This window comes from Paenibacillus sp. FSL R7-0297 (assembly GCF_038009025.1).
Lineage (GTDB): Bacteria > Bacillota > Bacilli > Paenibacillales > Paenibacillaceae > Paenibacillus_AQ.
This window is the reverse complement of sequence record NZ_JBBPAQ010000001.1, coordinates 3,733,825-3,756,130: the sequence shown is the minus strand read 5'-3', so window position 1 is coordinate 3,756,130 and position 22,306 is coordinate 3,733,825. Positions and strand designations below refer to the sequence as shown.

Sequence of the window (22,306 nt, the reverse complement as noted above, 5' to 3'; positions counted from 1 at the left end):
CCGCGGATGACCAATCTATTCTTAGCCTTTCTTAAGTCACGGCAAAAAGAGCAGGCAGCTATAATCTGCCGCCTGCTCTTGGTGAAGGCTGATCATATAATCAGCTGTCCTGATCCACTACCGTTTATTCCTGATTCCGGTTCCGTCTGAACACCCGGTGTAATACGAACCCGATCAGGATCAAACCGAGTCCTGCCATATAGATCGGCAGCGGGCTGTTCTCTCCAGTCTGCGGCAGTGTTCCGCCGGAGTCTGTTGCCGTGACCGTCCCTTGCGGGATGTCTTCATCTTCAATATCAACACCGCCGAGCGGAATGTCCTCATCAACCGGCACTTCCGGTGCCGGCGTGGCTGGTGCCGGTGTAACCACCGCTACCGGCGCAGAAGGCTGCGCTGTTGCGGGTAAGCCTGGACCTGCCGGAATTTCCAGATCATCAATAATGATCCCCGGAACCACCGTGCCCGCCGGTGTTGGTACCGGCGAAATATCTGGTGTGACAGGCGGTGCTGTAGGATTCGGCGTTACCTCCGGTCCATTCGTTGCCGTTGGAGCAGCCGTTGGCCCAGCTGTCTCTACAGGCGGTACCGTTGGAAGCGGTGTGGCTGTCGGTGCTTCTGTCGGCGCAATGGTGGCTGTCGGCTGCTCCGCAGGGGTATTCGCTAAGGTCAGATTCACTGCTGCGGATGAACCGATAGTCACCGCATGCTCACTTGTATCGAGCACATAACCTGCCGGTGCTGCAGTTTCAATCAGTACATAGCTGCCCAGCCAGATATTGTTGAATACTGCATTGCCCGCTGCATCCGTAGTCCGGGTATTCACAAGCACACGATCGCTGCCGTTCAGGCGGTACAATTCAAAGGTGGCACCGGCAAGTGCTTTGGTGCTGTCACCTGCATCAATTTTGTGGACATTCAGCGTTCCTCTGACCCCGCTGCCCGTTCCCGAGCCGCTGGATACGCCGACTATAATTTCTTTGCTGGTCTCCTTGGTGACCTGTACGACATTATTCCCGCTGAAGTTAACGGTATTGACCAGCTTATCCCCCGTATTCGCTACGATCAGGGATTGATATTCAAGCACATATGCGGAATGGATATCCTGGAGGAAGCTAAGCACAAATGTCTGCTTACCCTCTGCATCAGCACTGATATTCAAGGTGTAGTCCGTATCCTTTACAAGCTCAGGTCCGCTCTTCGTTACATCACCATTCACGGCTGTAACTGTCCGGTACAGATGGAACGTGTCCGGCAGCAGAATCTGATTGGTACTTGGCACATCTGTAATTAAGGCATCCTTCACATGGGACTGCGTCCGGTTAATAGCGATCGTCCACTGCAGCTTATCACCGATCTGAACGCCGTCTTTGAACACATATTCATCGCCATGCGGAATATTCACCGAGGCCTTCAGATCTTTGGAGACCTTCTTGGTACCATCCAGCAGATTGGCTGTGTTAGCAACGTTAGTACCAATCAACTGCCCTGCAAGGCTTGTTTTGAATACAACATAATAAGGTGAATTGATCGCATTGTCAAAATCCACCAGAAGCTCATTCCCGCTTCCGACAGTGTAGCTATAGGAGCTGGCGGCAAGTTCGGTGCCGAAGCTGTGAGCCCCTCCGGGAGCAATATTCATCCGGTACACTTTTAGTGAACCCGGCACCAGTGACTGTCCCGCGTTCAGTATGTCCGTTACCCGGGGATCAGCAATAGCCTTACTGTTGTAATTGACGCCCACTGTCCAGGTGATCTCTTTGGCAGACGCATCATATACCCCGGATTTGAAGCCGTTGTTCTTCACCTCAGGACCCGGAATGAACTGCCCTCTGGCTTCTGTCCATTGAGCGTTATTCGCGCTGTCCTTCCAGTCAATCCGCGCTACGTTAATGAAATTATCTGTAGTACCTGTAAGCCAGTCATTACTGAATTCAGTCCGATAACTAATTGTGTATGTGCCGCTGATCGGCGAATTGAATTTCACCTTGAAGCCTTCGTTAGGCTGTGCAGGTGAACCGGCAATCAGTGAATACGCTGAAGCATTAAGCACGGTGCCGGCTTCATTGCGAACGACCAGTGAACCCGCGATAAACTTCTGGCCGCCGTAAGGGAAACTATCCGTAACCACTACCTGGCTCATCGGATAATTATCGCCGTTCAGCGTAATCTTCCAATCCGTTACATGGGTGGCGTAGTTGACTCCTGACAAATTCTTATAAATGATGGCCGGCCGGATAAGCTGTGTAGCCTTATCGCTATAAGTACTGTCTGAGACAGTGTTGGTAATAGTGGTGTCGCTGAATACGCGGTCTACTGCTTTGGTCTTATATTCGATCAGATATGCAGAGGTCACAGCATCTGCAAACTCCAGTTTGAATCCGTCGTTTGTGCCTTCAACAACCGGCGTTACTGTATAGTCTGCACCTGCGGTTAGAGCCGTCCCTTTCGTAGCTCCTCCTGCAGAATCCAGCGTCACCGGATAAATCCGCAGCGAGTCTGCAACCAGCTGCTGGGAATGATTGAATACATCTGTCAACACCGCATTCTCTGCAGAGATCGTGCGTTTATTGTAGTTGTATTCAATAGCCCAGGTGATGGTCTGCTTCCCCCACTCATAGCTGGCTGCCTTCTTCTTGATGCTTCCTCCGCGTTCAATAACGACTGTAGCCGAGCTGCTTACCGGATCACGTCCATCACCGGTGAAGGTAGCGGTATTCGTGAAGCTGGTCAGACTGTCGCTGACTACCTGGGTTGTATAGGCAATGCGGTACGCACCTGTGATTACAGGGTCCGCGAAGCGGAGAACAAGTGCACTGCCGGAAACGTCAGCGGTATAATTGCTGCTGTCTACAAGCTGGCCTTGAGTCACTGTACCGTCAAGCAGAACATTCAGCTGGTACACCGCAAGGGTTACCGTGCTGTCCAGCGACAACCCGGCAGGAACAGGGTCTGTCACCACCGCATTGCTGACCGGTTCCAGCTTCTTATTGACATCCACCGTCCAGAAGATATGATCAGCATTGAAGCCGCTGGACACACCTTTTTTCTCAATCGTCGAACCTACGGATGGCTTAAATGCCACACTAATGGTCTGTACCCCGCCGTTTACGGGGAATAGAATCTGCTGAACCGTACTGCCGCTTATCACCTGTTTATCGAATTTGGTATTAATCCGCAGGGTACCCTGTACGTTGTCATGACTCTCGATGTAGTCGTTGAAAGTCATGACTATCTGATGTGTCGACTGGCTCACTGTGAACGTCCCGACATCTCCATCGTCGGACACGAGTCCGCCCTGGATATCATTGAACAGCTCAAACTGCTCAGGAAGCTGGAAGGTGAAGCTATCTCCCTGGATATACCCGTGCCCGTTTGGAAGCGACCAGGTATAATCCAGCGTAACAGTAGAGTCCACATCATATACACTTCCGGTTACGGTCTGTCCGTCCGGCCCATACACGGCCATCGATACACTGGTAATAATATCTCTGTCCTGCTCGATTCCCTCCGCTTTAACCTGCTGGGTGAACCCCAGTCCGTAGGCATACTGCACAAACAGCATGATTATTACAATTGCCAGACTTGTTCTTTTTTTCACCATTTCCCAGAAGCCCCCGTTCTTAAGTTTGATATGAAACGAGCATACAGAAAAGATGGCTGCCGAACGCACCGGTAAAAACACTCCGCCTTATGGGTCGTTATGTATACGGGCATATGCGTCCATCTTATGTAAATAAACCGATACTCCTGTCTTTTCTGTCTAGCCCGAACGATATATACTTATATCACCTAAGAGTAGATCTTTAGAATCAGTTATATTCAAATTCTGAACTTTTATTTTCTTTTATTTATTTCTGGATTCAAGGAGAGAGCACAGTGAACCTTAATCTTTTTTGGGACCGCCATCGTAATCACGATTTCTTAATGTTCTCAACCCCGCATCTCATGGCAATGTCCATCGTCGCCCTATGCTGTCTGCTGCTCTACGGATCGCGTTTCGTCCTGCGTACACACTCCGGTCTGAGGCGCAGTGTCCGCCTGCTGCTGGTACTGCTGCTGATCGCCTGCGAGGGTGGGCTCCATGTCTGGTATGTCTCCCAGGATATCTGGAGCCGCAGTTCCTCCCTGCCGCTTGAACTATGCGGTATTACCCTGCTCTTGTCGGTGATCATGCTACTTACACGCAGCAGGCTGCTGTATTCTTTTCTCTACTTTGCCGGGATCGGCGGTGCATTCATCGCCCTGCTTACGCCTAATCTGGTCTACCCGTTTCCGCATTTCCGCTTCCTGCTGTTCTTCATCGCCCACGGGTCGATTATTCTGGCATCCCTGTACATGACCTGGATTGAAGGCTATAAGCCTACCTGGCGCTCGCTCTTCTTCACCATGCTCTGCCTGAATGTTATCGCCGTATGTGTCTATGCCGCCGATATGCTGCTGGATTCCAACTATATGTTTCTGGCTCACAAGCCCGGCACGTTCTCCGTACTTGATTATTTCGGCCCCTATCCGTATTATCTGCTCGTCGAAGAGGCCTTTGCCTTTGTCATCTTCCTGCTGATGTTCCTGATCTTCTTCAAGCTACCCGAGCTGTATGCCTCCCGGCGCAGCCGCAGAGGCTGGACCGGAACGAGGTAAAGGCTAATATGGGCAAAAAAAAGCACCCGGCTGGATAATCCAGCCGGGTGCTTTGACGATGCTTGTATTATACTTCTACTACTTCAACGGTAGCCATTTTGTCGCGGCCTTTGAAAGCATCGACTTGGTCCATACCTTCAACCACTTTACCGAATACAGTGTGTACCCCGTCAAGGTGAGGCTGTGGAGCATAAGCGATGTAGAACTGGCTTCCGCCTGTGTTCTTACCCGCATGGGCCATAGCCAGGGAGCCGCGCTCATGCTTGTTCGGGTTAATCTCGCAGTTGATGGTGTAACCTGGGCCGCCGGAGCCTGTACCATTAGGACAGCCGCCTTGAGCTACGAAACCTGGAATTACACGGTGGAACAACAGTCCGTTGTAGAATCCGTCTTTAGCCAGTTTCTCAAAGTTCGCTACAGTATTAGGCGCATCCTGTTCGAACAAGTCAATCAGCACGACACCGCCGTTTTCGAGTGTAATTTTCGCTTGCTTAGCCATATGTAAATGACCCCTTTCGAAATGACAAATATTGAACACTTTTATTAGTTTACTATGAAACGGGGTACAAAGCAAAGCAAGCGGGAACGATTCCCGCCTGCCCTCATGGAGTGCCCTGCAGCTTATGCAGCAGGTATGGTTTAATTCGTAACGGTCTGTTTGGCAATACGTGCCGGCACAATATCATTGGCCACGATATCCTGATGCGATTCACGGCGAACCACCAGATCGCTCTGGCCGTTCTGCACGAAGACAACCGCCGGACGGCGGATACGGTTATAGTTGCTGGCCATGGAGTAATTGTAGGCTCCTGTGCAGGCAACAGCGAGCAGATCTCCGCTCTCCACCTTCGGAAGCTCTACATCCCAGATCAGCATATCCCCGCTCTCGCAGCATTTGCCGGCGATGGATACGGTCTCCTCGTTAGGCTCAGTCGCGCGGCTTGCGAGCACGGCTTCGTACTTGGATTCATACAGCGCCGGACGCGGATTGTCCGTCATACCGCCGTCAACGGCAACATATTTGCGCACACCCGGAATTTCTTTGCTTGTTCCTACGGTGTACAAGGTCGTACCGGCATCGCCTACGATACTGCGGCCCGGCTCAACCCAGATCTGCGGCAGCCCCTCGCCGATACCGGCAAAATGCGTCTTCACCGCATCCGTAATGGCCGCAACATATTCCGAAACCTGCAGCGGAGTATCACCATCCACATAACGGATGCCGAAGCCGCCGCCAAGATTGACGACCGGGAAGCCGATGGCAAGCTCTTCTTTCACTTTGCGGGTGAATTCGGCAATCCGTTCAACCGCCAGCTGGAAGCCTTCTGTCTCAAAAATCTGCGAACCGATATGGGAGTGAACCCCAAGCAGCTTCAGATTAGCTTTGCTGTCTGCCTGCTTAACCGCTTCCTGCGCCGAACCGTTGCCGATATCGAAACCGAATTTGGAGTCCGTCTGTCCGGTGGATGCGTAAGCATGGTGGGCATGCGCCTCAACGCCCGGTGTGACACGCAGCAGAATGTTAACCGTTACTTCCTTACGGCCAGCAATCGCCTGCAGCAGGCTGAGTTCAACCAGGTTATCGACTACAAAGCAGCCGATGCCTGCATCAATCGCCATTTCAATCTCATCCGGAGTCTTGTTATTGCCGTGGAAATGAATTCGTTCAGCCGGAAAACCCGCTTGCAGCGCGGTATACAGCTCTCCGTCGGAAACGACGTCCAGCGACAGTCCTTCCTCATCCGCCAATCGGCACATGGCCATCGTTGAGAAAGCCTTACTGGCGTAGGCAACCTGGAAACCGAGTCCTGAAGCTGTAAAAGCGTCCATGTACTCGCGGCAGCGGCGCCGGACCAATTGCTCGTCCACTATATATAGCGGGGTACCATACTCCGCTTTCAATTCTGTCACATCACATCCGCCGATTTCCAAATGCCCTGCATCGTTAATTCGGCTCGTCCCGTGTAAAAACATTGCGCAGTCCTCCAATTTCTGTGGAATATCTGTTCCACCCTGTCTAGTATATGTTACAGAACCCCGCAGCGTTCCTTAAAGTGTGGCCTCAGGAGAGGAATTTCACTTTATTGCGTGGCTGTTTAGTGTATTCAGTATAGCAGACAGAGGGAACTCCATAGAATGGACTAATTTGCAGTTGATTTGTATTTTCCTACGACTTGTGTTCCTTCTCCTGCTTAGGCGGCATCCGGGTATTATCCCGTGTTTTGTTGAAGGAAGGCCTTGTTTTGGAGCTGAGCACCGGCTGGCGCAGGAGGATTTCACCCATCGCTTTTGCATTAAACGGTATAAACGGCCACAAATACGAAGAATTGTAGGACCGGTGTGTAGTCAAGAGCACCACCAGCAGCGTTGTCCCGATCATGAAGCCTGGAATCTGGAACGCGGCCACCGCCAGCAGAAGTGCAAGCCTGACAATCCGGTTGGCCAGCCCCAGCTCATAGCTTGGCGTTGCAAACATTCCGATGGAGGCCACTGCCATGTAGAGCACCACCTCGTTGACAAAAAGACCGGTCTGCACGGCGATGTCACCTACCAGTATCGCAGCAATCAGCCCCATCGCCGAGCCGAGCGGTGTAGGTGTATGGACAGCGGCCATCCGCAGAAGATCCACCCCTAATTCAACGATTAAGAATTGGGCGATAAGCGGGATTTTCGCCGTCTTTTGCGGACCGATAAATTCCAGCATGGCCGGCTTCAGCTCCGGATGAATAACCAGCAGCATCCACAGCGGCAGCAGGAACATCGAGGCAAAGATACCGATGAAGCGGACCCATCGCAGATAGCTTCCCATAAAAGGCGTCTGGCGGTTCTCTTCCGCATGCTGGCAGAGATCAAAGAACGTCGTCGGCAGAACCATGACACTCGGCGAGGTATCCACGAAGACTACCACTCTGCCCTCCAGCAGATGGGAAGCCACAATATCCGGCCGCTCCGAGTACCGCACCAGCGGATACGGATTCCATCCGCCGCCGACAATCGCCTCCTCGAGCTGTTTGTCAGCAAGGGGAATTCCGTCGATATCGACGCTTTTCAGCTTATCGGTAACGGCCTGCACCTGAGTCTTGTCGACGATATCGTCAATATAGGCTACGCAGACATCGGTCCGGGTCCGGCGTCCGATCTGATGCATCTCGTATTTCAGCCCCGGGTCGCGTATCCGTCTTCTGACCAGAGCCACGTTGCTCAGGAGCGTCTCTGTGAAGCCGTCGCGCGCTCCGCGGACCACCCGTTCAATTGAAGGCTCGTCCGGACTGCGCGAAGGATACGAACGGGTATCCATGATAATAACCTGGCTTTCGCCCTCGATGAAGAACACGCTCATGCCTGATAAGACTTTATTGATGCTCTCGCTGAGCAGCTCACCCTTCTCTACCTGGACATGGGGAATATACTCGCTCATGAAGCTGGCGAACACATCGGTAGATATATTATCCGGGGTCAGATAGGTCAGACGCTTCAGAATCTCGTCAATAATGGTATCCTTGGCGAACCCGCTGATGCAGAGCAACGCAACGCGCCGCCCCCCAAAGGACATTTCCCTGAAGACGATATCAAAAGATGAACCCAAACCCATGACTTCAGTCAGGGTTTTTTTGGTATCCTCCAGGTTACTCGATACCTTATCATTGCCCTGCCAGTACTTAATAGACTCCTCCAGAGAGTCGGAACGTTCATTGTCGCGTTTCTGCTGCCGCAGATCTTTGGGCTTACCGGCGGAGTCTACCTTTTGACTGGCCTTGGCTTTCTTAGTCTTGGTGCCGGACTGATCCCCGGCCTTCTGCGGAGCTCCAGATTTATCTGGATCATTACTTGCGGAACCCACTCTCTGTGCCTGCCTGGACGATCCCTCTTCACCTTCATCTTCACCAGAAGCGTCCCGATCTTCTTCCTCAGGCTCTTCATCATCTCCGAACAATCTGGCAAAAAATCCTTTATGGCTCTTCTCCGTTGTCTCGGAACCCAGTTCGTCTGATGTCTCCGTATCCTGTGATTGGATGCCGGAGGCTGGAGCTGGCGGGTTGTCTTCGCCGGATGCTGAAGCTGTGCCAGCATCATCGTCAGCAGCGGATACCTCGGCTTCCTGCTTGTCCTCATCTTCCCCACTTGTACCCTGGGCGGTAGTCTTCTCTGTAGCCGGACGGCCTTGATCAGGTTTGTCCGGGCCCTCCTGATCCGGTGTACCCGCCCCATCGGAAACCTGCAAGTCGTGGTCCCCGTAACCGGTTGCTCCGGAATCCACTCCGATATCCGCACCGGACTCCGCTCCGCGATCTCCACCAGATTCCTCTTCACTTGCAGCTTTATCTACTTGTTCAACTGAGGCGGAACCTCCCTGCGGCCGGCCGGGCTGGCCAAGCTCGTCCGCAGCCTCAGTATCCTGATTCTGTGCGTCACCGGAGTTCGCCCCGTCTCCCTGTCCCGGTCCGGCATCATCTCCAAACAAGCTGCTCAAAAATCCTTTGACGCCACCACCGGACTCCTGGCTATCCGAATCGTCTCCGGCTGCGTTGCCGTCCTTCGGTGTGCTGCCGGAAGCCCCGTTATCCGCTGCGTCTCCTGTTTCATGGCTGTCCTCCGCTGTGCTGCCTGCAGCCGCGTTATCTGCTGCGTCTCCAGCTTCACGGCCTTCCGCTGCATTACTATCAGCAGGCTCTGCCTCAGAGGACCTGCCTTCTGCACGCGAACCGGCATCCATGCCAGAGCGGATTTCCGCACCGCCCTCTATCGGCCGGGTAACAGCTCCCAGCTCACCTGAAACCTCCGTCTCCTGCGGTTGTCGTCCGCCTACACCATCCTGATCTACAACTTGTCCTTCTTGCCACGTCTGAACTCTATCAGCACCATCCCGCTGTGCAGCCTTCGCTTCACCCTGCGGTTGGACTCCGTCTACCCCCTCCTGCTGCGCAGCTAAGCGTTCATCTTGCCATTGGCCCCCGTCTGCAACACTTTGCTGTGCAGCCTGCGCTTCATGCTGCGGCGGCTTTTGCTGTTCCGGCTTGCCATGCTTTTTATCCGCTTCCACCTGATCACCGCTGTGAATATACCTAACCACCCCGTAGCCTCCTTTTACTGTCGGTATACAAACCAGTCGAACAATGAACCTGCCACTTTGCCGCATACCATAGCCATCAGTAGTCCAAACAACATATGTGTCATATGCAGTCTTTTGGCCAGAATCGGCAGTACATTCAGTACCTCCGTCAATGCAGCGGCCAGCATACCGATGAATACTCCGTCAAACAGTCCAACCCCCAGCTCTATCAGCGGGCCTGCATTTATTTTCCAGTTCCAGAAATCACTCATCGTTCCCAGCAGTGAGCCCCCGACCATGGCCCCTTCATACCAGTGCACTTTATCGTAGGAGGAGGTCAGCTGCGCCAGCCGGGGCACCATATCAAGCACTATAAAAAGAGCGATTACCCCGCCGCCGACAGCGATTCCTCCGGCAATGCCGAGCAGCAGGTTAAGCCCGAGTGATACTTGTGCAGTCATGCTCACTCCCCCCTGCGCACCGATGCATCATCTCCGCGGCGTTTCATTTTGCTATATTCCTCGTTGACGACATAGTGGTCGATATTTTTCTGATACAGGAACATCTCCACTTCGAGCGGTGTCGGCTCCTCGTTCCATTTCTTTTTGAACAAATGGTTGAAAAAAATAACCATCCCCAGTCCAATGCCCAGCGAATAGGCGATCTGAAATACGTATGGATGCTCATCCCTGCGGCCGGTCAGCATCTCCACAATCCGGATCTGCACCTCCTGCATGCTGACATCAGCATGGAAATTCATGATCGTCAGCGCCGAGCCGAAGAACAGCAGCAGCCATACCAGTACAAACAAAGCTATGGAAGGTTTGTTTGCCGTTGCCGGACCTTCAATCTGCACAATCGTCCGCCCTTCGCCAATCGGCTGGATTTCCGCATGCGGAAGCAGCTCATGGATCCGGGGAATCACCGTCAGCAGATCAATCAGAATCAGATTGCCGTCACTTTGCTCCGGCTGCAGCAGCAGCAGTGAATACAGCGGCTCCCGCCACTCCGGCTCGGTAATCAGAAAGGCTACATCGCGCAGCATCACATCCTTGCCTTTGGGCACGGTTACCCGGTTTTTGAGCTGTATATAAATGGCGGGAGCCGGGTGAGGATTGTCCATTGGCGGTGCCTCCTAAGGTTTGTAGTGTGAAGCAGCTGAAGATGCAAGAATAACGGTAGTATGGGAGAAAAGGTTTATTTTTACTCTTTAACCCTGTAATTCATATTTATTGTTATTTACATAGAGGGATGGAAGGTTATGAAAAGAGGAAACAGGCTGTACATCTCGCAGACACAGCTGAAGCAGTTGGGATATAACAAACTCCATACCTGCAGCAGTAATAACAGCAGCAGGACGAGAACACAAACCGGATGTCTGGCAGACTGAGCCGGCCGGTTATTCATTCTCATAACTGGAGCTTGGCCTGCTCTTCATGACCCCACCGCTAGCCAGGGAGGACTGAAAATCCTCTATTCGGGCAGATCCGTCGGATTCGCCGGCCAAACGGACTCAGAATCACTAGCAGATTCGGGTCATCATACCTATAAAAAAACAAGAGGATGTCCCGGGCCATTGCGGCTCGCGGGAACATCCTCTTTTGGTGATACCGTAACCCTGGGGTCGTCCCCTCAGGCTGCGGCTATCCGTTGTTAATTCTGTTTGATAACCTCAGCCTGATGTCCCTGACGGCTCTGCTGGCTCGAAATAAAGAACAGCGCCGTCCAGATCAGCGCAAAGCCAATAATTTGCGGCAGAGTCACAAGCTGGTGATATACAATCCAGTTAATCAGAATCCCCGTCATCGGGAAGCTGAGTTCAGCCAGAGTGGCTACAGAAGCCTTGGTTGTGTTCAGGCCTTTGTAATAAAGCAGCATGCTGAGCAATCCGGGCAGCAGAGCCTGCAGCAGGAGATTAATGGCAACAGCGGCCGAACCGCTGATTCCGCCGGTAATCTGCCACGGAGCTCCCTCCATGCTGGTAATCACGAATAAAAGCGGCAACGCCAGAATAAAGCGAAGGGAAGTTACAGTTTCATATTTCATGGAACCCAGCAGATAGCGGCCCATGACAGTCGACCCGCCCCATAATGCGGCGGCGCCCAGCGCCATAAGACTGCCTACACCCATGAAGCTGTTCACATGGCCGAACGGAATCGTCCAGCCAAAGGTAAGCAGGTAAGTGCCTAATAGTGCAACAATGATAAGCGGTGCGAAATTCTTAGGTAAGCGTTCTTTAAGGATAACAGCGGCCAGACCAATGGCGAAGAGCGGCTGCAGCTTTTGCAGCAGCAGTACAGCATTGAAATCTCCGCTGGATAATGCTTTGGTGAACAGAATCGTTGCTACAGCTGAACCGCCCCACGATACAACCAGCAATGCACCGGCCTGGCGAAGGCGAATCCCCTTCAGTTCGGCGCGCTGGCGCCACATTACAGGTGCAGCAACCAGGAAGAGCACTACATGCTCCAGCAGGACGATCTGTGAAGAGGTCAGGGATTTCAGCAGGATAATACGGAACAGCGGGTCAACACCCCATAGGGCTGCCCCCAGAACTACCAGCCAGAATCCGCTGCGCAGCGGTGCGGTACGGACGCCTTGAGATGAAGCAGATACATTACTCATCATTCATTCTCCTTGTCGATACAAACCCTCGATAAGAGACCAAAAGCCCCCGAGTCACCTGTAAACAGGGCAAACAACGGGGGCCATTATCAATAAAGACATCAGGGAATACACCCGCTGCCTTTACCTTATGATCCTCTCCCATCCGGACTTTACCGTCGGCTCTGGATTGTCACCAGATCAGTCGCTTTCTCTTGTAAAAGAGTAACGAGTCGCGGGCTTAGTTCACTTGGAACATCACCGCCGGTCAGGAATTTCACCTTACCCCGAGAATCTTGTATTCTGTTATTTTTTTCACAATCTCAGGATAACTCCGTTTCATGAATTCGTCTAGCCTTTTTATGAAAATATCCGCATTTTTTTCATCGTACAATCATTTTTCTGAGAAAATGCTTCATTTCGCAATTACACGAACTGCATAGTTTGGCAGAAACGGAGCCTTGTTATAGAATAAGATACGAATAAACTATTTATCCATATTATAGTAACTATAACGGAGGGCGCTGTGAAAAGATCATTTGAAACCAAGCTGTTATTCTCCATCCTTGCCTTGGCCGTCATCACAATCATAGGCTTCATTGCTTATATCATGGCTACATTTACCGGAGGTATGCTGTTCTATGCACCGCTCGTCCTCGCCGCTTCGGGCGGGCTTGCAGTATTCGCTGTAATCTCTATCTTTGAACTCTTCAGCAAACGCTTCCGCCTGACCGCGCTCGCGGCTTTTGCCGGAATCTGCCTGCTGAGCGCAGCTGGTCATGAGATAAGGCAGGCTTATGTGAACAGTCTTGCCGAAGTAAGGGAACAGGAGGTCAATCTGCTCCAGTACGCACCTTTTGAAGTAAATACCAAAGCCGCCAGCCTGGATCATAAGGCTGCCTATCATATTCAGGAACAAATGCCACGGTTGGACGGTGCAACTGCACTCTATCCGCTATATTCAGCTTTTGTTCAAGCGGTGTATCCGCCCGATACTTATAACCATAGTATTTATGAGACCGGGAATGATCTTGCCGTATGCACCACCACTTCCGAAGCCTATAAGCGGCTGATCAAAGGGGATGCCGATATTATATTTGCCGCAGCGCCCTCACTCGCCCAGACCAAACAGGCGAAGCTGGCAGGCACTGAACTGAAGCTCACTCCGATCGGGCGCGAAGCTTTTGTCTTCTTTGTTAATAAGCGCAATCCGATCAGTAGCTTAACCACTGAACAAGTGAAGGATATCTACTCCGGCACAGTAACAAACTGGAAAGAGGTCGGTGGCAAGAAGGCGTCCATCCGGGCTTTTCAGCGGGACGAGAACAGCGGCAGCCAGACCATGCTTGAGAAAATCATGGAGGACCGGACGCTGATGAGCCCACCGAAGGAGAATGTTGCAGACGTCATGAGCGGGATTATTAGCCTGACCGCCAGCTACCGCAATTACAATAATGCGCTCGGCTTCAGCTTCCTGTTCTACGCCTCGGAGATGAACGTCAGCGATGAGATTAAGCTGCTGGAGATCGAGGGTGTGCCTCCCACCAAGGAGAGCATCCGCAGCGGGGCGTACCCCTTCGCAGCAGAATTCTACGCGGTAACTGCGGGAAGCACCAATCCCAATATTGAGCCATTTCTAGACTGGATTCTGTCCCCGGAAGGACAGGAGCTGGTCGGGAAGACGGGGTATACACCGGTGAAATAATGATTTCGGACCGCATGTTCCTGATTCGTGGCGTGCGCTGAGACTAACCTTAAAAAGCAGCAGTCCTCTGGCCGGGAAATTAGTCTCTCCGGTAAGGGCTGCTGCTTTTTTCAGCGCTTCTTGAAATCAAGAGCCGCTTTCACCCTGGGTAATGCTCAAAAATCCGTCTGCGCTTCTCTCCGTCCGGATCGTTCACTACACGCGAGACCTGATCGAACAGCAGCGTAGCACGCTGCTCCGCAGTGTACTGCGGCCATGCAAGTTCCGGTGCAGACGGATCACCGTAGCGGGCAAAGGCGGTCCAGGCTCTCTGCATCGCTTCGGCCACCGCTGCCATCTCAGGGGTTACCTTCAGGCCGTACTCCTTCAGCAGCGGCAGGTTGTTGAATACGTAAAGAATCTCCGCTCCGTGTATAGCCTTCTCCAGCAGCGGATGGCCGGTGACGGTCCAGTCGAACCGGTACATCCAGACCGGAGCGTGATCCAGCTGCTTCTCCGCGAACGAAATGGAGCTGGCCCAGAAGAAAAGGTCGGTCAGCACCTCGGCTTGCCCTTCCCAGGTTTTGCTGTAATCGGAGGTCAGCTCTGAGAGGTCTTCGATGCCCATCAGCAGCTCCAGCGACTTGAGTGAACGGTCGAAGCTTTCGCTTGCCTGCCCTTCACGGAAGAACAGATTGCCTTCGTGGAGATTCGTCCCGATCAGCAGCGGGATGCCGCTTGCCGCTCCTTCGCGTACCGCCTGCGCTGGTTCCACCGGCAAGGTCAACGGCTCAATAACCGGCTGGAAATACATACTCAGCGAATTCCCGGACAGCTTGTACGCCATCCTTCCGGCCGCTTCCATGATCTGCTGCGCAGGCAGTGTATGCAGCAGCTGCGTGTCACCGCCGGGCTGAAGACCGAGCTCTGCCAGGAAGGCTGCCGCAATCTGTTCCCCCTGCTGACCGCTCAGGCTCTGCCCCGCACCACTCTCCATAATCGCACGCGAGAACAGCCCCTTGGCCGCCGGCATCGCCAGCAGCGCAGCAATACTCATGCTGCCTGCTGATTCCCCAAACACTGTAACATTCCCGGGATCACCGCCAAATACGGCGATATTCTCCCGCACCCATTCCAGAGCGGCAATCTGGTCCAGCAGTCCAAGATTGGAGCCAAGTCCCGTACCCATCGGGGACAGATGCATGAATCCGAGCGGACCGAGCCGGTAATTCACCGTAACAAGTACAACCCGGCCGCTTGCCGCCATATGGGCACCGTCAAACATCGGTTGGCTGCCCGCACCGGTTACAAAGGTGCCCCCATGAATCCAGACCATGACCGGCAGGGCATCCTCCTGCGCTGCTGCCGGTGACCAGACATTCAGGTACAGGCAATCTTCAGAGTACACCGGATTGCTGCCGCCGAAGCGCGTACCGCTGGTACTTACCGGCTGAAGGCTGACCGGGCCGAATTCCTTCGCCTCCCTTACAGCATTCCAGGGCTCCGGCGGCTGCGGTGCACGAAAGCGCAGCTCTCCGACAGGAGGAACAGCAAACGGGATTCCGCGCCAGACATTCACTCCGCCGCTCTGTTCTCCCTGCAGCTGCCCATAGGCTGTTGTCACTAGTTGTCCTGTCATTACACTCATCCTTTTCGCTTTATTCCTCAGCTTTTTCTTCAATTACTTTATAGAGTCCTGAGCGGAAACGGAACCACTGAAAGATATGGGTAACCACTACTTTGAGTACGGCATAACCCGGTACCGCGAGAATGATGCCGAGTACCCCGAACATTTTGCCGGCAAAAATAATTACAAAAATAATCGTGATCGGATGAATCTTCAGCGATTTACCCATGATCTGCGGAGAGATAAACTTCCCTTCGATCAGCTGAACGGCAGTCCAGACAATCACCATCTTAAGCAGCATAAAAGGCGAGGTTACCATGGCTACCACCAGTGCTGGCGTAATCGCGATCGCCGGTCCCAGATAAGGGACTACCGCAGTACAAGCGGCAACGATAGCAAGTACCAGGGAATACTCCAGCCCGATGATCAGATAACCAATATAGAGCAATGCGCCGATACAGCAGCTGACAATAATCTGCCCGCGGATGTAGGATGCCACCTGGCTGTTCATTTCCTGCATGACCATCCGGGACTGCGGCTGCAGTGCAGTAGGAATGAACCGCATCAGGTAGTCGGGCAGTCTTTTGCCATCGCGCAGCAGATAGAACAGAATGAACGGCGTAGTCACCACTGCCAGGACAATCTCTGTCAAAGTGCCTACAAAGCTGCCTACGCCACTGGCGGCATTATTGATGAACGAGGTGCCCCAGGTAGTCACCTTGCCGGTGATATCACTGAGATCCGTACCCACACTTTCCTGAAGCTTTCCGAAAAACTCACTGCCTGTCAGATGTAGGAATTCCTCCTGAATCTGCGCGCTGTATATCGGGAAGTTGTCGATCAGCCCCATCAGCTGGGTACGGATAATCGGAATAACCATGAGCAGGATCAGTGTAATAATTCCGGCTATTACGAGGTACATCGTAACAATTCCGTAAGCGCGCTTCACCTTGCTTCTCCGCTCCAGGCGGTCAACCAGCGGATTCAGCAGGTAATAAGCAACTCCCGAGAGAAGCAGCGGCGCTGCCACTGTATGCAGAAGCACTGACAACGGTTTGAATATAAACGGAATCTTTGAGAATACGAGCACGGTAACACCAATCAGCAACGCAATTAATAGCCCCACCACAAACTTGTTATTCAGAAAAAACTTTTTGAATTTATCCGGCCAGACCTGACGTCTATCCATATACTGCCGCCCCTTTGCTACAACACTTACAATATAAGTGTGATTAATTGCACTTTGTATTAGCATAGTCAACACGGAGGCTGCAAGTCAAATTTTCTGCCCCCCCAAAAAAGCTCTAGTGCAGTGAAGACTGCAGGCCGTCCAGCAGACCTTCCACCAAAGCCAGGGAGTTCAGCCAAACCGCCTACTGAAACCGCAAATCCACAACACTGCCGGTCCGTTCAAAACCGATCGACTGATAGACCTTGTTGGAACGCGGCCCTTCAGCCGCTCCACAAGCTAGCGAACCATGGCTCTGCGCTGATCAGCGCCTACCTCGGGTGCAATCCATAACCAGGGGTTATGACCCTCCGTCTGCGCAAAGATCAGATGATCCTCGGCTGTCTTGATCCGGAGCGATTCCGGGTTTCCGGCGATAAGGTGAAGAAGATTATATTCCACCTCTTCCTGCAAGAACGCCTTACTGTGCAGCACACGGTCATCCGGCCCGAAATCCACAAACATCCCGCTTCCCCCTTACACTATCTTTTCTATCCATCATAATCCTCCATCTTACAAAAATAAACAATCCTCCACCGAATACTTTCCAGTGGAGGACTGCATTGTTCTTTGATGTTTTATTTCTTCTTTTTACCCTTTGCCCCTTTTTCAATTGCGGCTTTCAGGCCTTCATCATAAGTGTAGAGTACATTCTCTTCCAGCCGTTCACCCTTCAGTACCTTGCGTACCAGGCTTTTGGCTGATTTGGGGGTGATATCCCTGTACCATACGCCTTCCGGATAGGAGATGACTACACACGCATCCGAACATCTTCCGTTGCAGCGGGTTACGGTAGTATGAATCAGGCTGTCTGCCCCCTGCTTCCCGATTTCATCCTCTATCGCGTCAGCGACCTCTTCACCCTTATGCTTCTTGCAGTCGCTTCCGTTACAGATCAGCAGATGGCTGACCGTCCCTTGCAGATTCCAGGTCGTCATGGAATTCCCGCCCCCTCTAGTACAACAGTACCCTGTTTGTCTGTCTCCCTAAACTCTACTTACCATTCAGAGGATCGTCAATAGCTGACTTCGGGGCAGTCACAGAATGTTCATGAAGCTGTCTGGGCAACCTTAACCGGCTCCCGGCAGCTTTTTTTGCTGATTACTCCGTCCATAAATGGAGATAATATCTGTAGCCCGCCTGCCTGGAATAGGCAAATTACTTGCGGTGCATTAAGGAGCAATCCCCATGAAGATTCTCAGCATCTATTTCCTGTTTGCCGCCCTTACCCTGATTTTGATCACATTGGTTGATGTATTATCCGGAACCAGCGTGGCTGAGTCCGTTCATTCTCTTTCCGTAGTCTTTGCCACAACGACATTGTATGAAATGATATGCATACTGATCTTCCTGACACTCCCTTTGATTCAGGTTATCGCAAGCGCTGTTAAACGCAGCCGCACCCGCTGAAGACAGCCTCCTTAACGGTACAGGCCGAACCTGCGCCGGATCCGGTGAATGACAAGCAGCAGAATAGGTATAACCGCACAGAAAATTGGCAGAATATTCTCCAGAAAAGCCTTCCCGTCATTCATATGCACCGGATAATTCTCCGCACTGACGAAAGAGCTGAACAGCATTACCACTCCTGCCGGGATCACCAGCTTGTGTGAATTACGGACCTTGAAAAGATCCGCAGCAATGGCCACAGCGGCATAGCAATAGACAGTCATCTTGAAGAACACCCCAATGATCAATGTAAGCATGACAAATGCATCCAGACGCTGGATGAAATTAGCCACATTTACAAGTGTAATGGTTGTAAACATCGGAAAGGTTATCCTGCTGTAGAGGTTCTCTCCAAGTACTGCCATCTCAACAGCATGCGTGAAGCTGAGCAGACAGGCGCTTACAGTGATGGCTATCATTCCGGTTTTTTTTATTTTCCATGATTTGTTAAAGTGCGGCAGAATGGTCGTGAAACAAACCAGTTCTCCAAAGGGGAAAATCCAAATATTCGGATAGGCTGAACCCAGAGCTTCCCAGAGGTCTTTGGCATGAAGCGGAAACAGATTCTTAAGCTCCACCAGTCCGGAAACGATCACAATAAAATTACAGATTAACCCCATAATGACAATGATCCAGAAGAAAATCTCCGCTGTTCTGGAGAATACCTCAATCCCCTTAATCAGGATGTACATCACCGCAATAATCATTATGGAATTAATAATTAGTATCGGAGTTTTGTCGTAGGAGGCTGAAATTAGCAAATCACCTGCTTCACGCAGATTTCTGGAGCCGTTATACAGCATTACCGGGATAAACAGCAGACTCACCGGCCAGCCTATCCAAGGTCCAAGGATTATACGTGCATAACCGCTGATGATCTGGTCCGGGAACTGCAGGTACAGATGTGCAAACACCCAATAGAGCAGAATACCTCCGGGAAGTGCCATCAGGATAGAGAGCCAGACAGCATGTCCGCTCTCAAGCCCCACGGGTACAACCAGCGCCGTTCCAAGCTCAAACAAAACTATCATCGCAAAAAGCTGACTCGGACCAATAACTTCTTTTCTCATATACCATTCACCTTATTTCTGCATTAAAAGCCGGATTATTCAGGTGCGGGGTGATAGGGCTTCAGGCTCATTCCTGTACTGCGGATGTATGCTTCCACATGCAGATCCAGCTTCCCTTGGGCGAACAAACGGCCCCAATGCTTATCCAGTGCAGCCCATCCCTGCGGATCACTGCGCTTCAGTTCATTACCAAAATTAAAAATATCACTTTCCGTTTGCTGTGCTATCTGCAAAGCCTGCCTCACTTCATTTCCGGTCTGCTCCTGCAGCTGCTTTTCAAGCTTCATAATGTCTTCCCGCTTGCTCAGATCGACGAAACCGTCCGCTTCATTCACAATCCCTTCTTCATGGATATTGACATGAAACACCGGCAGTCCGTCCTGGATATCGACCTTCACCTTCGTTCTTGAATAATTGATATTGACTGCAACAGATTCTTTCTTATATACAGAATCGATATTGAGAATGGTTTCTTCTATCCGGTTAAGCAGCCACTGTGTACCTCTTGCTTCAGGCCCCTTCATCCAGCTGACCAGCTTGCCCTCCCTGAATACACCAAGTCCGTTCATTACGGTCCCCGCCTGTGTGACGGTTTGCTCCAGACTGGATTTCTTCATGCCTTCAGAAGTGTCTCCTTGGACGGATATTCCATTTATTGTCAAATCTCCTTCGCCCGTAATACCGTTAATGATATCAAACACCCTGATCACCCGGTTTTCTCCCCACACGCTGGAGGTATTCTGAGTCTTCTTGACCATTCCCATGGAGGGCAGGCTTTCTATAGGTGTCAGTATCTTCAAGACTGATGCAGCATCACTGTTATATGCGACAAGCACTGCTGAATTCAGCCTCAACTCATGCGATCGTTCAAAGATGTCAAACACATCGTTAATTCCGCTGCGCGCCAAGGACTCTCCCAGAACAACGAGCTGAGTATGGGCAAAAAAGAGCTGCCGCGTTACCCGCTTGGACGCCCGGCGCAAAGCCGCGAACAAGGTCTTATCCGTGGTGGAAACCACCATAACTGAGGGCTGTCCGGTGCTGGCGCTAAAGCTCGAAGCCGTTGAGGATGGATTGACCAGCTGAAACGTAACGCGAAAATCACCGGTTTCCGGAACCAGATCAACCCCGATACCACTCACAATAGCAAGTTCATTCAATTCCCTGCTATTCCAGCAGCCGCTAAGCATCAGTGTAATTAATGCAATAGCCGTAAAGCGGAAAATGCCCTTAATGTTCATAGGATTTCCTCTTTGATGCCTGCTTTCCGGAGCCCCTGGGATCTTCAGCGTTATTCAACAGACGTTTCCGTATCTTCATGAAGGTTCCGGGAGAACGGATGATAGTGTCCTTCTGGTTCTCCGGCACAAACGGCCCCATAGGTGACATATACGGCACTCCGAGTGAACGCAGGCTGCACATATGGGCAATAAGCATAATTGTAAAAATCGCGATGCCATACAGCCCAATAAACGCAGCAACGACCATAATTATAAACCGCAGCATCCGGATCGAGAGTGCCATATTAAATGCCGGAGTAGCGAAGCTGGAAATCCCTGTAAGAGATACGACAATAACCATGGCCGGAGAGACAATTCCCGCCTGAACCGCCGCTGTTCCGAGCACCAGACCGCCGATAATCGAGACTGTCTGGCCGATAGGCGAAGGCATGCGGACTCCTGCTTCACGGATAATCTCGAATGTGATCTCCATCATCATCGCTTCGACAAAGGCGGGAAATGGCACACCTTCCCGCTGTGACGCCAAATTGATCAGCAGCGGTGTCGGGATCATCTCCTGATGGAAGTTGAGCGCCGCCACGAACAATGCAGGTCCATACAATGAGATAAGCAGGCACAGGAACCTCAGCAGTCTAATCAGTGTTGAGATATCATAACGCTGATAGTAATCCTCTACCGTATGGAAGAACATAAAGAAGGTTGTCGGGGCAATCAGCACAAACGGAGTGCCGTCCACAAAGATGGCAATACGCCCGTCGAGCAGATTTCCCGCCACATTGTCCGGCCGTTCCGTGTTGTAGAGTGTCGGAAATGGAGAATACTTGTTATCTTCAATAATCTGCTCTATATATCCCGATTCCAGAATGGAATCTACCCTTATCTCCTTAAGTTTTTTTTTGAACACTTGAATCGTTTCCGGGTCGGCAATACCATTGATATACATAATCGTGATATCCGTATGAGTGACATCCCCAAGCTTCATCGTTTCGGTCCAGAGATCGGGATTCTTGATGATTTTGCGGACCAGGGCGATATTGGTGCTGATGGTCTCCGTAAAGCTTTCCTTCGAGCCACGGATCGCCACCTGGGTCGAAGCTTCACTTACCGCTCTAACCTCGCCGCCGCAGGTACTTCCGCTGACCGCTTCAGTGAGTCCGTTGACCAGAATAACCGTATCCCCGGACAGAAGTGCTTCAAGAAGTCCATTGATATCTTTAACGAGCTTCTCCTTCCCGATACTAAGAGCATTGTCTTTGATATAGGAATATACCTCGTCTGCGGTCGCTGCAAGCTGCATATCATCGTTCAGAGATTCGAACGACATCACATGTGAAATGAAATGGTCAACCATCACTCTGTCCGTAATGCCAATCATGTATACCGCAGCTACCTGAGCCGTTCTATTGATCAAGTCATAGGTCCGTATAATAAGATCCGGGCTGTTCCCCAGCCTGGCCTTGATTTGAGTAATATTCTCATCCAGATTAGTGGAGATAGGCGGATTGTGGGGCTGTCCGCCGGCGCTGTTCACCGCCTGTACGGCTCTGCCGGGTTCTTTGGTTGTCTTATCCATGATCAGCACCTCCTTACCGTTACTATTCGCCCGCTATCCTCTTTTTATGCAGCTTATGGAATGTTTGAGGAACGCGGGACTGAGCAAAGCTTACGCCAAAAAAGGCCGCTCCCCGCACGGAATCTCCCGTGTAAGGAACAGC

17 protein-coding genes and 1 riboswitch are annotated in these 22,306 nt (G+C 51.7%); of the genes, 3 read left to right on the top strand and 14 right to left on the bottom strand.

What is annotated here, in order from left to right:
• Window positions 1-124: 124 nt before the first annotated feature.
• The gene (locus MKZ24_RS16385; RefSeq protein ID WP_340784614.1) at window positions 125-3,601 is read right to left on the bottom strand and encodes a collagen binding domain-containing protein; all 3,477 of its coding nucleotides are present in this window, start codon (window positions 3,599-3,601) and stop codon (window positions 125-127) included.
• Window positions 3,602-3,876: 275 nt separating this feature from the next.
• Here MKZ24_RS16385 and MKZ24_RS16380 point away from each other — a divergent pair, with 275 nt between their 5' ends.
• Window positions 3,877-4,638: a YwaF family protein gene (locus tag MKZ24_RS16380; protein WP_340784611.1), complete on the top strand. Its 762-nt coding sequence runs from the start codon at window positions 3,877-3,879 to the stop codon at window positions 4,636-4,638.
• A gap of 67 nt (window positions 4,639-4,705) precedes the next feature.
• On the opposite strand, the gene MKZ24_RS16375 is transcribed toward MKZ24_RS16380, so the two are convergent.
• The 6 genes from MKZ24_RS16375 to MKZ24_RS16350 form a co-directional block, all read right to left on the bottom strand.
• Entirely contained in the window at window positions 4,706-5,137 is a 432-nt protein-coding gene (locus MKZ24_RS16375) for a peptidylprolyl isomerase (protein ID WP_039301672.1), read from the bottom strand.
• 140 nt (window positions 5,138-5,277) lie between these two features.
• Window positions 5,278-6,612 carry a diaminopimelate decarboxylase gene (gene lysA, locus MKZ24_RS16370; protein ID WP_042237706.1) on the bottom strand — a complete coding sequence of 445 codons (1,335 nt, stop codon included), beginning with the start codon at window positions 6,610-6,612 and terminating at the stop codon, window positions 5,278-5,280.
• 193 nt (window positions 6,613-6,805) lie between these two features.
• Window positions 6,806-8,479 (bottom strand): spore germination protein, encoded by a 1,674-nt coding sequence (locus MKZ24_RS16365; RefSeq protein WP_340790180.1) that lies wholly within the window; start codon window positions 8,477-8,479, stop codon window positions 6,806-6,808.
• Between the two features lie 1,244 nt (window positions 8,480-9,723).
• The gene (locus tag MKZ24_RS16360; protein ID WP_042237707.1) at window positions 9,724-10,149 is read right to left on the bottom strand and encodes a stage V sporulation protein AB; all 426 of its coding nucleotides are present in this window, start codon (window positions 10,147-10,149) and stop codon (window positions 9,724-9,726) included.
• A 2-nt stretch (window positions 10,150-10,151) separates the two neighbouring features.
• On the bottom strand, window positions 10,152-10,811 hold the full coding sequence (locus MKZ24_RS16355) for a stage V sporulation protein AA (protein ID WP_042237709.1): 660 nt from the start codon (window positions 10,809-10,811) through the stop codon (window positions 10,152-10,154).
• A 530-nt stretch (window positions 10,812-11,341) separates the two neighbouring features.
• Complete coding sequence (locus MKZ24_RS16350; protein WP_340790179.1) at window positions 11,342-12,313, bottom strand: DMT family transporter; 972 nt, start codon at window positions 12,311-12,313, stop codon at window positions 11,342-11,344.
• A 129-nt stretch (window positions 12,314-12,442) separates the two neighbouring features.
• Window positions 12,443-12,591, bottom strand: a riboswitch (FMN riboswitch).
• A 227-nt stretch (window positions 12,592-12,818) separates the two neighbouring features.
• On the opposite strand from MKZ24_RS16350, the gene MKZ24_RS16345 reads away from it, so the two are divergent.
• Window positions 12,819-13,997 (top strand): PstS family phosphate ABC transporter substrate-binding protein, encoded by a 1,179-nt coding sequence (locus tag MKZ24_RS16345; protein WP_340784606.1) that lies wholly within the window; start codon window positions 12,819-12,821, stop codon window positions 13,995-13,997.
• Between the two features lie 139 nt (window positions 13,998-14,136).
• Here the strand turns inward: MKZ24_RS16345 and MKZ24_RS16340 are convergent, their stop codons facing one another.
• The 4 genes from MKZ24_RS16340 to MKZ24_RS16325 all read right to left on the bottom strand — a co-directional run bounded on the left by MKZ24_RS16340 (window position 14,137) and on the right by MKZ24_RS16325 (window position 17,769).
• A complete protein-coding gene (locus tag MKZ24_RS16340) occupies window positions 14,137-15,615 on the bottom strand; it encodes a carboxylesterase/lipase family protein (protein WP_340784605.1) in 1,479 nt (492 codons plus the stop codon).
• A 19-nt stretch (window positions 15,616-15,634) separates the two neighbouring features.
• Window positions 15,635-16,792 (bottom strand): AI-2E family transporter, encoded by a 1,158-nt coding sequence (locus tag MKZ24_RS16335; RefSeq protein ID WP_042237718.1) that lies wholly within the window; start codon window positions 16,790-16,792, stop codon window positions 15,635-15,637.
• Window positions 16,793-17,071: 279 nt separating this feature from the next.
• Entirely contained in the window at window positions 17,072-17,296 is a 225-nt protein-coding gene (locus tag MKZ24_RS16330) for a hypothetical protein (protein WP_340784602.1), read from the bottom strand.
• Between the two features lie 113 nt (window positions 17,297-17,409).
• Window positions 17,410-17,769: a (2Fe-2S) ferredoxin domain-containing protein gene (locus MKZ24_RS16325; protein ID WP_039301636.1), complete on the bottom strand. Its 360-nt coding sequence runs from the start codon at window positions 17,767-17,769 to the stop codon at window positions 17,410-17,412.
• A 250-nt stretch (window positions 17,770-18,019) separates the two neighbouring features.
• On the opposite strand from MKZ24_RS16325, the gene MKZ24_RS16320 reads away from it, so the two are divergent.
• Window positions 18,020-18,241, top strand: a complete 222-nt coding sequence (locus tag MKZ24_RS16320) for a hypothetical protein (RefSeq protein WP_042237720.1) — start codon at window positions 18,020-18,022, stop codon at window positions 18,239-18,241.
• An 11-nt stretch (window positions 18,242-18,252) separates the two neighbouring features.
• On the opposite strand, the gene MKZ24_RS16315 is transcribed toward MKZ24_RS16320, so the two are convergent.
• The 3 genes from MKZ24_RS16315 to MKZ24_RS16305 are packed head-to-tail and all read right to left on the bottom strand — an operon-like array spanning window position 18,253 to window position 22,164.
• Window positions 18,253-19,350 carry a GerAB/ArcD/ProY family transporter gene (locus MKZ24_RS16315; protein ID WP_042237722.1) on the bottom strand — a complete coding sequence of 366 codons (1,098 nt, stop codon included), beginning with the start codon at window positions 19,348-19,350 and terminating at the stop codon, window positions 18,253-18,255.
• A 35-nt stretch (window positions 19,351-19,385) separates the two neighbouring features.
• Window positions 19,386-20,591: a Ger(x)C family spore germination protein gene (locus MKZ24_RS16310; protein WP_042237724.1), complete on the bottom strand. Its 1,206-nt coding sequence runs from the start codon at window positions 20,589-20,591 to the stop codon at window positions 19,386-19,388.
• Window positions 20,581-22,164 carry a spore germination protein gene (locus MKZ24_RS16305; RefSeq protein WP_081956593.1) on the bottom strand — a complete coding sequence of 528 codons (1,584 nt, stop codon included), beginning with the start codon at window positions 22,162-22,164 and terminating at the stop codon, window positions 20,581-20,583. The genes MKZ24_RS16310 and MKZ24_RS16305 overlap by 11 nt, the downstream gene beginning before the upstream one ends.
• Between the last annotated feature and the right edge of the window lie 142 nt (window positions 22,165-22,306).